General features: G+C 51.5%; 10 protein-coding genes. 6 read left to right on the top strand and 4 right to left on the bottom strand.

The features are described 5' to 3' along the window. Window positions 1-163 precede the first annotated feature (163 nt). Complete coding sequence (locus tag ACS5NO_RS02385) at window positions 164-2,725, bottom strand: T9SS type A sorting domain-containing protein (protein ID WP_439413660.1); 2,562 nt, start codon at window positions 2,723-2,725, stop codon at window positions 164-166. A gap of 637 nt (window positions 2,726-3,362) precedes the next feature. On the opposite strand from ACS5NO_RS02385, the gene ACS5NO_RS02380 reads away from it, so the two are divergent. Together ACS5NO_RS02380 and ACS5NO_RS02375 are read left to right on the top strand one after the other, a co-directional pair. Next, window positions 3,363-3,635, top strand: coding sequence for a hypothetical protein (locus ACS5NO_RS02380; RefSeq protein ID WP_439413659.1), 273 nt, complete (start codon window positions 3,363-3,365; stop codon window positions 3,633-3,635). Further along, window positions 3,632-3,973 carry a LytTR family DNA-binding domain-containing protein gene (locus tag ACS5NO_RS02375; RefSeq protein WP_138995148.1) on the top strand — a complete coding sequence of 114 codons (342 nt, stop codon included), beginning with the start codon at window positions 3,632-3,634 and terminating at the stop codon, window positions 3,971-3,973. Before ACS5NO_RS02380 ends, ACS5NO_RS02375 begins: the two co-directional genes overlap by 4 nt. 64 nt (window positions 3,974-4,037) lie before the next feature. On the opposite strand, the gene ACS5NO_RS02370 is transcribed toward ACS5NO_RS02375, so the two are convergent. Both ACS5NO_RS02370 and ACS5NO_RS02365 read right to left on the bottom strand, forming a co-directional pair. Then, complete coding sequence (locus tag ACS5NO_RS02370) at window positions 4,038-5,309, bottom strand: N-acetyl sugar amidotransferase (RefSeq protein ID WP_439413658.1); 1,272 nt, start codon at window positions 5,307-5,309, stop codon at window positions 4,038-4,040. Between the two features lie 61 nt (window positions 5,310-5,370). Beyond that, window positions 5,371-7,707: a GumC family protein gene (locus tag ACS5NO_RS02365; protein ID WP_439413657.1), complete on the bottom strand. Its 2,337-nt coding sequence runs from the start codon at window positions 7,705-7,707 to the stop codon at window positions 5,371-5,373. An 899-nt stretch (window positions 7,708-8,606) separates the two neighbouring features. On the opposite strand from ACS5NO_RS02365, the gene ACS5NO_RS02360 reads away from it, so the two are divergent. Beyond that, complete coding sequence (locus tag ACS5NO_RS02360; protein WP_439413656.1) at window positions 8,607-9,422, top strand: TerC family protein; 816 nt, start codon at window positions 8,607-8,609, stop codon at window positions 9,420-9,422. Between the two features lie 78 nt (window positions 9,423-9,500). Here the strand turns inward: ACS5NO_RS02360 and ACS5NO_RS02355 are convergent, their stop codons facing one another. Beyond that, window positions 9,501-10,160, bottom strand: a complete 660-nt coding sequence (locus tag ACS5NO_RS02355; protein WP_439413655.1) for a hypothetical protein — start codon at window positions 10,158-10,160, stop codon at window positions 9,501-9,503. Between the two features lie 135 nt (window positions 10,161-10,295). On the opposite strand from ACS5NO_RS02355, the gene ACS5NO_RS02350 reads away from it, so the two are divergent. From ACS5NO_RS02350 to ACS5NO_RS02340, 3 genes are all read left to right on the top strand, one after another. Continuing rightward, window positions 10,296-11,804: an NADH-quinone oxidoreductase subunit N gene (locus ACS5NO_RS02350; RefSeq protein ID WP_439413654.1), complete on the top strand. Its 1,509-nt coding sequence runs from the start codon at window positions 10,296-10,298 to the stop codon at window positions 11,802-11,804. Between the two features lie 43 nt (window positions 11,805-11,847). Beyond that, window positions 11,848-12,960, top strand: coding sequence for a family 20 glycosylhydrolase (locus ACS5NO_RS02345; RefSeq protein WP_439413653.1), 1,113 nt, complete (start codon window positions 11,848-11,850; stop codon window positions 12,958-12,960). 271 nt (window positions 12,961-13,231) lie between these two features. Continuing rightward, the gene (locus tag ACS5NO_RS02340; protein WP_150876776.1) at window positions 13,232-15,124 is read left to right on the top strand and encodes an amidophosphoribosyltransferase; all 1,893 of its coding nucleotides are present in this window, start codon (window positions 13,232-13,234) and stop codon (window positions 15,122-15,124) included. The last annotated feature ends 5 nt before the right edge of the window (window positions 15,125-15,129 follow it).

Raw genomic sequence — 15,129 nt, 5'->3', positions numbered from 1 at the left:
TGAAAAGAAAGGAAATGTTAAATATAAAATGATGAACACTCAATGTAAAAGTATTTTCCAATACGGCACTTTTATATTTAGCATTCGTCATTTTTAGTTTACTATTCTTTTCCAAAAAAGCACAAAACAGCTGACAATCAACAATTTAACACCGAATGAATTGTTAATATTTTATAAAGCATTCACTCACGACGCCCCCCTGGTCGGGCTGAACCTGCAACACATAGGGGCCAACGGGAAGACGCCGTACGTCCAGATTTGCTTCGGAGGTTGCCGTTCGGGTATCCATAAACAAGGCCCCGGCCAATGAATAGACTTTTAATTGCGCCCCGGCGGCAGACAACTGGACGTGCAGTTCGGTGGTTGCCGGATTGGGATAAATCTTTACAACAAGCTGCGACTCATCATTGCCGGTAATCAGGCACAACGAAGTAGACACCGAAGCATGGCTGACCCGGTCCAGCCGGTCGTCCCGAATCGCATTGGGTGAATTCTCCAGCTTCAGGTTACAAACCAGCGTGTTGTAGGAACCGCTGTTGACATACAGCGCATTGTTGCAATTAATGGCCGTGTTGTTTTCGAAAATACTTCCCAGAACGGCCGGAATCCGCTCGTCCTGATAAAACGTCACCGGATTGTATTCCAAATAATTGAGATAGCCTTCCGGGAATTCGGCATCCACCACCGCCGGGATGTTCGGAACCCCCGCCCGCAGCGTGTTGCCCCGCACCTCCAGCCCCACCACCGACGTGCCAAAAGTCCGCTCTTGGCGGTGCTGCACGGCATGGACGCCGATAAAAACGCCATTCGACCCGTCCGTGTTCGAAACCGTATTGCCTACAATCTGGGTGTTATAGACCGGGATAAACTGCTGCCGACCGTTATACAGTTGCTGAACCGGCGTCAGGTCGATCGAACCGCTGTTGAGCAGGGTGTTGTTGACAATCGCTACCTGCGTTGTGGCCGTGTGATAGAGCGTGATGCCCCGGCGGTTTCCTTCCATGCGATTGTTCAGCACCAGCCAGTTTTCGGCTCCCCAGTTAAAAATTGCATAGTGACTTCCGGCCTCCGGAATGACGTCCCAGGCCCGGTCCAATTGCAGCGTCGAACCGCTCCGGCTGGTGATCCGGCGCCATTGTCCCATTCCTCTGCCGCTCACAATGGCCACCACCGGCTGCCGCCGGAAACTACCCCAGGTTTTGCTCTGGTCCTGCAGGGTCGTGGCCGTGGCTCCGCTCACCGTTCCGGCTTCCTCATCGATGCGGTCAGCGCCCCCGCCTTCGCTCAGGATCGTTTCGCCATCGTTGCCATTCTGGGCCGGGCCGTTGATTACATTGAATTCATTGTTAAGCATCGCGACATTCCGGGCAAAACTCAGGATCAGAACGTGGTGGATCGTATTGGCTGGATACCGGGCCGAACCGTCACGGTTTACCACATTGTTCTCAAAAACCCCGTCTTGCGTCTCGTTCAGGTTCAGGCCGTCAACGGCATAGTTGAACGTGTTGTCCCGGAGCACAAAATTGCGGCACCCGTTCAATTGCAAAGGCCCGCGGTAGTCATACTGACTATCGACGCCCTGACTCAGATCGGTATTGGCAATCACCAGCTTGTCGCTGTTGGCCAGCCACAGCCAGTCGCTGCGGTTAAGATCGAACCGAACCCGCTGTAGAAAAATCTCCGTGCCCTGACCCCGGCTGCTGCTCAGTTGTCCACTCCCCGTTTCGTCGATGTTCAACAGCGACAAATCCGCCAGACCCGCCTGCCGGGTGATCTCGGGCCAACTGACGCCCAGGTGGGAAACGCCCGGTTCGTAGCCAAACTGGATGATGGTCTGCCCCTTCCCCGCTCCCTGAATCACCACCCGGTTGCGCATCCGCAGGTATTCGAAGTTAGGTGTCAGGAGCTTATAGGTTCCGGCGGGCAGGTAGACAATACCACCCCCGTCGGCGGCCACGCGGTTGATAGCCTGTTGCAGGGCAGGCTGGTCATTGGCGACCCCATTGCCCACCGCTTTCAGAGGCAGGCGCGTATCGGTTTTGACGTTGTAGACGTTGCGGTAAAAGTCCAGTTTGGCCGCCCAGCCAACCCCGAGTTGGAAATAATCCTGACCGGGGGCAATGCCCATCAGCCGAAGATCCATCCGGGTTTCACCGGCGGTGCCACCCAGACCGTTGGTGATCAAAACCGTGTAGGCGACTCCGGCCTGCAGGCTGGCGGGCAGTTTCAGACTCAGTTGGTAGGCGTCGCTCTGCTCGGCATTCACCACCGCTTCGTGAACGGTGTTGGAACCATCCGCCAGCAGGCGAACGCGGGGATTTGCCCCGGCCAGTTTCAGATTCCGGCCAAAGATGCGAACCGTACCGTCGGCGTAGACCTCCGGTGAGTCGAAATGATGCCCCAGCGCCTGGTTAACGAATACACTGGGACTACGCTGTCCCTGATCTTCCACCCAGATTTCGTAAAGGTCCAGACCGGTTTGGGCAGGAATCTGAACCGTAAGCTGGTTGGCACTCTGCACCTGGATGGGCAAAGCCGTGGGCGTCGTGGCGGTTCCTTTGTTGAAATAAGCCCGGGCCGAAGCCCCGAAAGATCCCTGCAGGCCGACGGTTTCGCCGGGTTGGGCCGAGAGGCTGGCATTGAATATAACCGGTTGGGCTCTGGCGATTGGTGAACCAAGAACGTTACCCAGCAGAACAGAAAGCCAAAAAAGAAATCGGTACATCGTTACGTCAAATTTTATACCTGCCATGCCTGCTTACCGGCCCAATGCGGTGATAAAAGTACTTCGAAATCATCAACAAACCACCAAAAAATCCCCGCTAAAACCGGGATTTCGACGCGATGTCCACCGTGCCGCCGACTGGCCGAACGGATGAAAACCCAAAAAGCCCCCTGCGTATACGACCCGGAGTCTCCTTCATTTAACCGGTCCCGGTGTGACAATTACTGTGCCAAATAAGCGCAAATGGCCTTGATTCCGGCGGAGTGATTTTACGGTATTGGATTCAGATGACAGGATCATAAATAATTTACCTTTTCAACAAATTTTTATGAATTGAACTATAAACCGCACAAAATGGCACTGAAATTGGATGAATATGCATGAACTTATACTCTCACAAGTTTTTACTCATCTGAGCGATTCTCCGGAATCCACTAGGGTGGCTATGCAAGTGAGTTATCAACTACCTGAAATGTCTTTCTGGTTTACTCAACGCCACCGCTTTCAAACTGAAGTTGCAGAGTCTCCAAACCGGGTTGTTCCATCAACCGGGTCGGATGAGACGGAGATCCCTCTGGAGGACCTTCTGAATCATTTCCAGGTTTGGGAACAGCAACGGCTTTCGTTATCACAAATTATGGCAAAGGCACGCTGGTTTGTCCTGTGGCACCAGCCGTCCGGTGATTCAACACCGTATGGTTTTGCCGTTCTGGCCGAGTGTCCGAATGCCATCTATGGCTACAGTTTGTGGGCGCGTCAGAGTGGTCGGATTCAACGGATTGCAACGGCGACTGACAAAACGATGCTGGATCATTTCTTACAGGCAGAACGGTGTGAATTAACCACAGAAGCGGTTCGGGTTCGTTTATTTCTGCAAAACGTCACCCACCAATTGACGACTTCTTCATGATGCAGCAGCAAGCGGGCTCTCTACAACTAAGAGGATATAAAGTACCCCTGTCGCTCTCCGATCTCATCTGGTTGGAGGGCAATAGCAATTACAGCCTGTTGCACCGCAGTAATGCCCCCAACCTGATGACTGCCCGAACGCTGGTTCGCTGGCAGAAAATGCTTCCCGAGTTCATCCGCATCAGCCGGGGCGCCCTCGTCAACCCCACGCACATCGCCCGCCTTCACCGGATTTCCACCTACCAGGTCGAACTCACCCTGACCAATGGCACGGTTTTGCTGGTAGCCCGCCGACGCATCGCCGAAGTCTTCAGAGCCGTTAAATCGGCCAATAACTAAGCCCCATCCCGAATTGCTTCGTTTTTCCGTGTCCGTCTGAAAACCGGCGGGGTTCTACTCATTGCTAACTGGCGTACTTCAAATACAGAATATGGGGCAAAATCCGCAGTTTGCAGGCCACCCAGATCGGCAGACGCAGCAGCCGGATCAGCGGCAGATACGTCTTGAAATCCTTGTGTGACCGGGGAGCGCGGTGGTAAACCCTTTCCCATTCTTCGAGCGTCCACCCCAATTTTGCCACGGCGTAGATCACCACCGACCGGTCGTACCGGTAAGCACTGGCTTCCAGCTCCGCAATGGCTTCTTCCCGTGTTTTCTGCCCGGACCGAACCAGTGCCGACAACTCCGTTTTGCGCTTATCGATATTGAATTTATTCGGCAAAAGAAACGACTGAAAAAACTTGGTATACAGGTTCTTGTGGTGGTACCCGCCGTAATATACCCAGCCCAGGTCGTGAGCCAGAATTTCGTCCACTTTATTCTTGTTGTAATCGATGTATTCCAGCAACCTTACCTCCCGAATGCGTTTTACGAAACTGTAATAAAGCAGGTAGGGCAACATCATGATTTTGAAACTCCGGATAACCCCACTGCCAAACCGCCGGTGAACATTTTTGATATACCGCCCGTCCATGTAAGTCCAGCTAATGGGCGAGGTGCCTTCGGTCCGGAATGAGTGCCCGTGCAGAATATAGCCAATGCCCTGTTTGGCGGCCGTTTCATACAATACGGAGTGGATGGCGTAAACCGTCGGGATGTCAGCGTCGGGTACGGACGCTTTGAGAAAAGCCCGCTGCAAATCTTTGAACTCTTCCAGATCTGCCAATACCGTATGCAGATCCACCCGCAACAGGTCGGTTGCTTTCCGGATGTTCGAAACGGCAATTTCGGTGTTCCAGCCGTTGTCGAAATAAACCGCCAAAGGTCGGAGGCCCAGTTTGCGCGCCAGAAAAAGGGTGTAGATGCTATCACGACCGCCACTCACGCCCACAATGCAGTCGTAGGTTTTGTTCCGGCCGGCTTTTTTGATCCGTTTCACAATCCGCTGCAAATCCTCCTCCATGTTTTTCAACGGATGGAGCCGCTCCATTTCGTCGTGGATGTAGCAGTATTTGCAGACGCCCGCGTCATCGAACCAGATATCGGAAACGGTCGTATCCAGCACACACCGGCTACAGCGCCGGAAATCGTCAACTTTCGTGAATTTCAACGAATCGGCCGCTGCGCTTCGGTCCCGGGAATGCCTGTGTCTACGCTCCGACCGGGAAAACGCCAGTTTTTTTTCCGACGGTTCGTTTTTCCATTTCGCAAGAAAATCTTTTGGTACGGTAATCATGCCCGGCTTTTCAGATCGTTCATCCACCCGTCCATTGTATCAAAGCGGACGAGCTTCCGTTTCAGTGCAGCAAATATTTTCGCAACAGATTGGGCTTGTCATTGCCCGACTTCCGGTAGTAGTAATACCGGTAATCGTACGAGTATTTATTTTTGACGGAATTCAGCACAACATTCAGTTTAGGAAACCGCTTCTCCTGATACAGCAAATCCACCAGTTTGAGATAACTCCGGTTGGTAATATTATGGCGTATGGCATAAAGCGTCACATCCACAAACGGCCCGATCAACTGCGCATCGGTCACCAGACCGATTGGCGGAGAATCGATGATGATGTTGTCAAACCGCGTACGGGCTTCTTCAATCAGCTCACGCAGACGCGGGCCGCTGAGCAATTCAGATGGGTTGAGCGGAATGGGGCCGCAGGAAATAATGAACAGATTATCGAATCCGGGTACCTGCTGCAGCACTTCGTCCAGCGTGGCCTCGCCCGTCAGGTAGCTGCTGCTGCCGCGAAAATTGAGCATGTTCAGCGCCTTGTGCAATTTGGGCCGGCGCAAATCCATATCCATAATCAGCGTTGGACGACCCACCAGCGCCATGCTCACGGCCACGTTGAGCGACAGGAACGACTTGCCTTCTCCGCTCAGGCTGGACGTAAACAGCAACACCTGGCTATCGTTCGGGTTTTCGCGCAAAAACTGGAGATTCGTCCGCAGGGCCCGAATCTGTTCGGCTGCCACCGAGCGTTTCCGGCCGTTTACCACCACCGGAAATTCGTGTCTGACGTAGGCAATCTCCCCAATCACGGGGGCCTTGGTGGCCTGATTGATTTCAGCGCGCCCGGAAACCCGCTCGTTAAAAAACCGTTTGATCCGGATCACAACGATGGGAATGAGCAGCCCGACAGTTCCGAACAGCAACAGAATCAGCCACTTGATGGGTTTTACCGGTTCAAGACTCCCGCTGGCAGCATCAATCACCTGACTATTGGATGCGACGGAAGCAAACGAGAGGGCGGTTTCTTCCTGTTTCTGAAGCAAATAGTTATACAGGTTGTTCTTGATGGCCTGCTGCCGGGTGATGTTCATCAGCGCCCGCTCTTTCCCCGGTATAACGCCAATCCGGGCTTCAAGCCGTTTGTTGGCTGCCAGCAACTGGCTGCGCGTATTGGTCAGGATGCCGCGGAGCGTGGCCAGCGTTTCGCTGATGCTGGCCCGGGTGGCAAGAATCTGGTCGTCGAGCGAACGCAATACCGGACTTGGTTCCGGCGAATTCCGAAGCAGCACCGTCCGCTGTGTTTCGAGTTCCGTCAATTTACCAATCAAAGCGGTTAAGGTGGGATCGCTGAATTTCAGCGTTGTCGGCAGCCCACCCCGGTTTTCGCCTTTGCTGCGAACGTATCTTTCCACATCGCCCAGCGTACTGAGTTGAATGGCAACCCGGTTGAGTTGCGCGTCGTTGCTCTGCAAACTGCTCAGCAGCGACTGGGCTCCCGAGCCGATGCCCGAAATACCATTCACCGCTTTATAGGTTTCGATCGACTTCTCCAGCGTGGCCAATTCCGCAGAAACGAGCTTCAGGCGCGTCTGAATAAAGCTAAGGGTATTGGCTACAGCCCGGTTTTTTTCGGTGGTAGAAGCCGAACTGTAATTGGCAATCATCTGATTGAGAATGGCCTCCCCTTTGGTCGAAACGGCATCCTCGATGGTCAGCACCAACACCGTCGACTCTTTGCCGCTGGGCGCAACGGTGAGTTTACTCTGGTAATAGCGAATGGTCTGGGCCTGCGACATGACCTGCACCACCAGTGGTTCGTTGGTGTAGACCACGGGCTGCTTGATAAAGATTTGTAACCGCCCAAAAGGCGTGTTGATGATCTGGTTGGCCGGATAGACCCAATCGTTGAGCCGCACCGTAGTCGGGCTGATGATACCAATTTCCAGATCAGCCCGGTAGAGATTGGGCGTTGGATCGGTCAGGACAATCCGGATTGGGGCTTCTTCATAAATTTCCCGTTTGCCGAAGGGCGTGCTGCGAAAATAGCGGATGTTCAACCCCAGCGAGTCGACTACCTTCTTCATCAACGAACTCGACTTCAGGATTTCAATTTCGTTTTCGATGACTTTTCCGGGGCTATAAGTCGTCAGGTCTTTCAGGATGCCGTCGCCCGAGACCCCACTCTTCGGCGGCTCGTCTTTCACCAGCAAACTCGCCTGAACCCGGTAGATGGGTTCAGTAAACCAGATATAAACGAAACCGGCCACGATGAGTGTGATCAGCGAAATCAAAAACCACTTCCAGTGTTTCAGATAGTCCTTCAATGTTCCCTGTCCGTCCGAGGAGTTAATCTCGCCCTGAGGATACATAGGATAACTATACATATTCGATGACTTCATGAGCAACCGGCTTTGAAACGAAAAAAGTGAAATTCGGACCCGTCATCCCAAAGGACGGTTTATAACGTGTTTAGTATGAAGTTCGTATTGAGGAGGTTGTATGCATCAGGACGCCATTCATACGGAGGAAGTCTTTGAAATTTCATAACTTCCTTCTTCTTCAGAATTATCCGAAAAATGGTTTTCGCCATTTTTTTTACAATATTAACTCAAAAAAAGTTTTCCGGCTCATTATAAATACTTAAGTATTTACTCTTACCCCCCAATGCGCCTTGAGAACCGATTTTTCCGTCATTAAACAGACAGATATTTTAATGATAAAGAGACGTTTTCAGCCAAAAACAAGGCAATTTTACTCTATAGTAACCAAAATACACATTTTATTCACTACAAATCTACGTTAATCAAATTTTATCTTACAAAATACAAATTGCAAATTTATTATATGGTGGCAGAAATAATTTACCAATCTTTTTTTGCTTGTCTATACATATGAAAATAAATGTCTTGTAACCAGTCGAGTCTATTTTTTATCCCATTTTCGGAAAAATGCACCCCAAACAACACTATAACTATCAGAAAAACAACTAATTAAATCAAATTTTAGAAGAAAATACCGGATACCTCAACAGCATCATACAACGTTGAATATCCTCCGGATAACTGTCCGACAATTAAAACCGTAACGCCGTAAATTCCGGGCTCATTCTACCTCAAAACAGATGAGCAGAATTCTTCACGGTCCGGTTTCTATTTTCCCGACCAAATCGCGGCAGTTGCGTGTGTCTGTTACTTGCAAACCTTTTGCCTTTTTCAGGGCCAATTTTGATGGAAATGTTGCCTAACTGCCGTAAAGCGGGTAATTTGGGGCCATTCTCCAACGATCAAACTGCCTACGAATGGATCAATTGTTCTCCGCCGAAAACATTGTTAGTCTGCTGACGCTGACATTTCTGGAAATTGTATTAGGGATCGATAACATCATTTTTATTTCCATTGCCGCCAACAAACTCGCTCCGGCCGACCAGCCCAAAGCCCGCAACATCGGCCTGCTGCTGGCCATGATTTTCCGGGTCGCGCTCCTGTTCGGTATTTCGGTACTGATTTCGCTCAGCAAACCGTTTATGCATTACGAAAGCCGTTGGTTAAGCGCTGCTTTTACGGGACAAAGCGTCATTCTGATCATTGGGGGGCTTTTTCTATTGTATAAAGCCACTTCGGAGATTCATCATAAACTGGAGGGAAGTTCGAATGAGGAGGAAGAAACCGCAGGTTCCCCGGTTAAGGCCAGCATCTCCGGCGTAGTGGCGCAAATTGCGATCATCAACGTCGTTTTTTCAATCGACTCCATTCTGACGGCGGTGGGACTAACTCAGAATGTGACGGTTATGATTATTGCCGTCGTCCTTTCCGTGCTGATCATGATGTTTTTTGCGGGCCCTGTCGGCAAATTCGTCAATGAACACCCGAGTATTCAAATGCTGGGCCTGGCCTTCCTCATCATGATCGGATTCATGCTCATTGCCGAGGGAGCCCACCTGGCCGAGTTTGTTTTCTTTGAGGCCGAAATCGGTGCCGTTCCGAAAGGATACCTCTACTTTGCCATTGCGTTCTCGCTGCTGGTCGAATTCCTCAACATGCGCCTGCGCAAGAAACAAAAACCGGTTCAGCTACACGGCTACGAAGAACGCGCCAAACAAGAAGGCGTTATTTGAGAAATAGAAGAGAGAGGTGAGACAAGAGAAGCGAGACGGGTACTGTAAATCTCACTTCTCTTGTCTCACCTCTCTCCTCTATTTCGCATTATAACTTTCCAGCAGCGTAATCAGGTTGTTTTCTTCGCTCAGGTTCAGGTCCTGCGCTTTGATCAGTTTTTCGACGCGGTCTTTCTGGTCGGTCAACGCTGCCAGCACCGACTTCTTGTTTTTCTGAATGCGCTGCATCGTGCCGTCCGGTTTGGCAATAAAATACAGATCCTGCTTCTGAAACTCCTTCGTCACCGTTGCCGAGTTGAACGGCTTATTTTCGACAATATTCACTTTCGTATGCTTCAGTAGCTTCGTCGGGCCATCGACCAGCACCTGGTAAAATGTAGCCGGAGTGTTGTTGTTCACGGCGGAAAACCCGTTCCGAAAGAGCAGCGCGTCGTTATCCATAATCCGAAATTCCTTGATCGCCGACGGGCTTAACCGGTACGTCTGGTTATTTTGCAGATACTCCAGTTCGCCCGCAAAAACGTCATAACGTACTTTCAGGTTCGGATACGACTTGTTCCCGGCCGTCATTACCGCCCCTTCTTTCCAGGCTTCGTTCAGATACGGCGACCCCTGCACATCTACGTATTTACTGGCTCTGAGCACCTGCCCGTTGACATCGGTCAAAAAAACACCCTGCGCACTGGCAACGGTGGTCAGGCCGGCGACAAACAGGCCCAAAATCAGCATTCTTTTCATGGGAAGAGTTCCGTTTAAATGGTTGGTTGAAAACCGGCATGGCATTCCTTGCGACAAGATAACGAACCAACCCCAAAACCAGTACGCTTTTTTTGTACCTTTACCGCCATCAAAATCTGCCTATTTGTCTGCGCTTTGCAACTCATTGATCAACTGAATGATAGTATACGGAGCTTATCCGGTTTCTGGCCGGAACTGGCGCTGGTCTTTGCCATTGCGATTCTCGTCGTAACCGATTTGGTATTGCTCACCCGTTCAAAGCGCCCATCATCGGGTCAGGATTCCGTTCAGGCGCAAGCTCTTTCCAAAAACCGTTCTGTTCTTTACGGTCTTGCGCTGCTGGCGGTGACCGTGGCCGGAGCGTTCGTAATCGGGCAGGAATCACAGCAAAAAGGCTTTCTTTTTAATTCCGTTCTGCTGCTCGACAACCAGGCGGTTTTTTATAAGCTGGTGGTGACGCTGGCGGCTTTTTTCGCCATTCTTCACGCCTGGACGGTTGTTAAAACACCCAATCCCCTGCCCCTCGACTGGCTTCCCATTCTGCTGGCCCTGCTCCTCGGCCTGTATCTGATGACGATGTCGGTCAACCTGCTAACGATTTACCTCAGCATCGAACTCGTTTCCATCAGTTCATACCTGTTGACGGGGCTTTCGGCCAGCCGCAAAGCGTCGGAAGGCAGTTTGAAATACCTGCTTTTCGGAGCCGTCAGTTCAGCCATCATGCTGTATGGCATGTCGTTGCTCTACGGCTTGACCGGAACCCTGGCCTTGTCTGAATCGGTCGAACAACTGGCTCAAAACGATTCATTTGTCATTTATGTAGCCGGTTTTCTGACGCTGGGCGGTATTCTGTTTAAACTGTCGCTTGTGCCTTTCCACGTCTGGACGCCCGATGTCTACGAAGCTGCTCCAACGCCCGTTGTCGCTTTCTTTTCGGTGGCTCCCAAGGCGGCTGCGTTGCTGGTGTTGATGCGCGTCCTGACGGCCTTACCGGCTAATTTCCAGACACCGATGGCGGTTATTGCACTGGCCAGCATTACCCTCGGCAACCTCTCGGCACTCTGGCAAACCGACGCCAAACGGCTGCTGGCGTATTCGTCCATTGCCCACGCCGGTTTTTTGCTGGTGGGCGTCGTGGCTTTCAACGAAACGGGTTTCGAAGCCGCCACCTTTTACGTGGCCACCTATGTGTTCATCAACCTGGCGGCTTTTCTGCTCATCGACCTGTTGGCGCAGGCTAATAACGGCAGTCTAACCATTCAGGATTTCAGTGGCTTAGGTGCCCGCCAGCCGCTTCTCAGCGCGGCCCTCACGACTGTTATGATTGCCCTGACCGGTTTGCCGCCAACGGTGGGGTTCACTGCCAAATTCCTGGTCTTTTCGGCACTACTGGAAGCCTATCAGACGAACGCAAATCCGTGGGTGCTGGCCCTTTTTGCCATCGGTTTGCTGAACGCCGTCATTTCCCTTTTTTACTACCTCCGCATTCCGTTTTTACTGTATTTCCGTCCCGCTTCCACGGTCAATTTGTCAGACATTCACATCAGTCGTCCGCAACTAATTTTAGCCACCGTTCTCACGGTTCCCGTGCTGATGCTATTTTTCAAACCCGACTGGATTTTGCGCTGGATCGGCGGTTTGTAACGGAAAAATCGGATGCCCGCTTCAACCTTTTATTCCACATGCTATGAAAATCTCTTCCCTCAAACACGGTTTACTGGTCTGTTTCCTGCTGTTCTATCAGTGGTCCATGGCCCAGATTCCGGTCGACAGCCTGCTGCCCGTTCGTGGTTTTTGCATTGGCGCTCCCCAACCCAGCCGCGTGGATGAGTTTGTGCAGTTTATCGAAAAAGAACTGGCTCCCCGACAGGTGAACACGCTGATTCTGCGGGTCGATTTTAACTACGAATTCAAAAGCCATCCCGAATTGCGCGATAGCGTGGCGTTGTCGCGACGGGAAGTGAAACGGATGGTGAACGCCTGTCAGAAACACCACATCCGGCTCATTCCGCAAATCAACCTGCTGGGCCATCAGTCGTGGGCGGCCAAAACCACCAATCTGCTGCGGGTTTATCCCCAATTCGACGAAACGCCCCACGTCAACATGCCGGAGAAATACCAGTGGCCAAACGCCGACGGTCTGTATTGCAAGAGTTACTGCCCGCTGCACCCGGAGGTTCATAAAGTGGTTTTTGAGCTGGTGGATGAGATTTGTGACGTTTTTGAAGCTGACGCCTTTCATGCGGGCATGGATGAAGTGTTTTACATCGGCGACGATAAGTGTCCGCGCTGTTCGGGACGCGATAAAGCCGAGCTGTTTGCCGGTGAGGTGAAAACCATCCGGGATCACCTGGCACAAAACGGACGGACGTTGTGGATTTGGGGTGACCGGCTGCTGGACGGAAAAACCACCGGTCTGGGCATGTGGGAAGCCAGCATGAACAACACCCACCGCGCCATTGATCTGATTCCGAAAGATGTGCTGATCTGCGACTGGCACTACGAGCGTCCGGATCAGACGCCGGTTTATTTTGCTATGAAGGGCCTGAAGGTGATGACCTGTCCGTGGCGAATGCCGAAAAATGCGGTTTTGCAGGCACAGGATATGGTCAAGTTCCGGGCAACGGCGACCAAAGCAATGAAAGACCGGTTTCACGGCATGATTCAAACCGTCTGGTCGGACGCCGGTTCGTTTTTGGATGAATATTACGGCCGTAAGAAGACGGATGAGTCCGGCAATACGGCATCTAATTGCTTCCGGGCGCTGTACGAAGAGATCGGAAAAATCGCTCCCAACTAATCCATTACCAAAGCAATCCAGCCGGTATGAAGCAATTTCGTGGGGAAAGTTTCAGGCATACAAATTGTCAATTGGATACCAGGTACGACTAATAGGCTATTTTTTTCACACGCTTATTTTAGAACTTTCGACCGGCCCACGAACCTCGCAAGAAAAAAGTCTTGTTAACGGTAGAGAATCCGCTTTGTCCTTTTCGTAACTTTGCCTTAACTTCATCTGAACGAAAAGCAACCTTCGGAAGTTACCTTCATAACAACCTAAAACACCAGGCATGAGCGACGCCATAAAGCACGAGTGCGGTATTGCCCTGATAAGGCTCCGCAAGCCGTACCAATATTATATCGATAAGTACGGCACTCATTTATACGGCATCAATAAACTGTACCTGCTGATGGAAAAACAGGTAAACCGGGGCCAAGATGGCGCCGGGGTTGCCAACATCAAAATTGACGTGCCGCCCGGCCACCGCTACATCAGCCGCTACCGCTCGGTAGCCAGCCAGCCGGTCGCTGACATCTTCCAGAAGATCAACAAAAAATTCCGCAAAGCACTGAAAAACAACAAGGAGAAAGCCCGCGATGCCCGCTGGCTTCAGGAAAACCTTGCGTTTACGGGTGAAGTGTGGATGGGTCACCTGCGATACGGGACACACGGAGCGAACGAAATTGAGAACTGTCACCCGATGCTCCGCCAGAACAACTGGCGCAGTCGCAACCTCGTGATGGCCGGCAATTTCAACATGACCAACGTCGAAGAACTCTTCGACAAACTGGTTTCGTTGGGTCAACACCCGAAAGATGAGGTTGATACGGTGACGGTGATGGAAAAAATCGGGCACTTTCTGGACGAAGAAAACCAGCGCGTGTTCGATCGGTTCAAAGGCATTTACGAAAATCCTGACCTGTCGGACATCATCGAGGATAACATGGACCTGCAACGGGTGTTGCACCGCTCCTGCCGGGATTTCGACGGCGGGTATTCGATGGTTGGTATGACGGGTTTCGGCGCTGCGTTTGTTGCCCGCGATCCGGCCGGTATTCGTCCGGCGTATTATTATGCCGATGACGAAGTGGTGGTGGTAGCTTCCGAAAAACCGGCCATCAAAACCGCTTTCAACGTCGAGTACAACCAGATTCAGGAGGTGAAGCCCGGACACGCGCTGATCATCGACAAGTATGGCGAATACGACGAGTACGAATTCATCAAGCCCATCGAAAAACGGTCGTGTAGCTTCGAGCGAATTTATTTCTCCCGCGCTTCTGATCCCGATATTTATAACGAGCGTAAAATGCTCGGAAAACTGTTGATTCCCCAGATTTTGCAGGAAATCGATTACGATCTGGAGAATACGGTTTTCTCGTACATTCCCAACACCGCCGAAACGTCATTCTTCGGCATGGTCGAAGGCTTGGAGGAATACCTGGCCAAACAGCGCAAGAAAGCCATCATGGACGGTATTCTGTTTGAACAGGATCTCGACCGGCTGCTCTCGTTCCGCCCCCGGATCGAGAAGCTCGTGTCGAAAGATGTCAAACTCCGGACGTTCATCACCGACGACTCCCAACGGGACGAGATGGTGGCGCATGTGTATGACACGACCTTCGAAGTGATTCGAAAAGGCGTTGACAATGTGGTGGTTATCGACGACTCCATCGTTCGGGGAACGACGCTTGAAAAGAGCATTCTGAAAATGCTAGACCGGCTCGGTCCCAAGAAAATCATCATTGTTTCGTCGGCTCCCCAGATTCGATTCCCCGATTGCTACGGCATCGACATGTCGAAAATGAAGGAGTTTGTGGCTTTCCGGGCCACCTTGCAACTGCTGAAAGAAAGCGGTCTGGAAAACCGGGTCGATGAGGTATACGCGCAGTGTGTAGCCGCCATCGAATCCGGAAACGCATCCAACGTAAACTACGTCAAAGCCTTATACGATCCGTTTACGCACGATCAGATTTCTGATAAAGTCGCCGAAATTGTGACCCCGAAGGATCTGAAGGCCGATGTAGCGGTTATTTTCCAAACCGTCGAAAACCTCCGCAAGGCGTGTGCCAACCACTCCGGTGACTGGTACTTCACCGGAAATTACCCGACGCCGGGCGGCAACAAAGTCGTTAACAAAGCCTTCGTCAATTTTATGGAAGGCAAAGGCGTACGGGCTTATTGAGTTAA

The organism is Larkinella fluvii (genome assembly GCF_051857545.1).
In the GTDB taxonomy this organism is placed as follows: domain Bacteria; phylum Bacteroidota; class Bacteroidia; order Cytophagales; family Spirosomataceae; genus Larkinella.
Note: the sequence above shows the minus strand (reverse complement) of the source record. Positions and strands in the feature narration are given on the sequence as shown.

What these genes read in the sequence shown, in the direction of transcription:
- ACS5NO_RS02365 (WP_439413657.1), bottom strand. Translation starts at nt 7,707, where the DNA reads ATGAAGTCATCGAATATGTATAGTTATCCTATGTATCCTCAGGGCGAG.
- ACS5NO_RS02370 (WP_439413658.1), bottom strand. Translation starts at nt 5,309, where the DNA reads ATGATTACCGTACCAAAAGATTTTCTTGCGAAATGGAAAAACGAACCG.
- ACS5NO_RS02380 (WP_439413659.1), top strand. Translation starts at nt 3,363, where the DNA reads ATGGCAAAGGCACGCTGGTTTGTCCTGTGGCACCAGCCGTCCGGTGAT.
- ACS5NO_RS02360 (WP_439413656.1), top strand. Translation starts at nt 8,607, where the DNA reads ATGGATCAATTGTTCTCCGCCGAAAACATTGTTAGTCTGCTGACGCTG.
- ACS5NO_RS02375 (WP_138995148.1), top strand. Translation starts at nt 3,632, where the DNA reads ATGATGCAGCAGCAAGCGGGCTCTCTACAACTAAGAGGATATAAAGTA.
- ACS5NO_RS02345 (WP_439413653.1), top strand. Translation starts at nt 11,848, where the DNA reads ATGAAAATCTCTTCCCTCAAACACGGTTTACTGGTCTGTTTCCTGCTG.
- ACS5NO_RS02355 (WP_439413655.1), bottom strand. Translation starts at nt 10,160, where the DNA reads ATGAAAAGAATGCTGATTTTGGGCCTGTTTGTCGCCGGCCTGACCACC.
- ACS5NO_RS02340 (WP_150876776.1), top strand. Translation starts at nt 13,232, where the DNA reads ATGAGCGACGCCATAAAGCACGAGTGCGGTATTGCCCTGATAAGGCTC.
- ACS5NO_RS02385 (WP_439413660.1), bottom strand. Translation starts at nt 2,725, where the DNA reads ATGTACCGATTTCTTTTTTGGCTTTCTGTTCTGCTGGGTAACGTTCTT.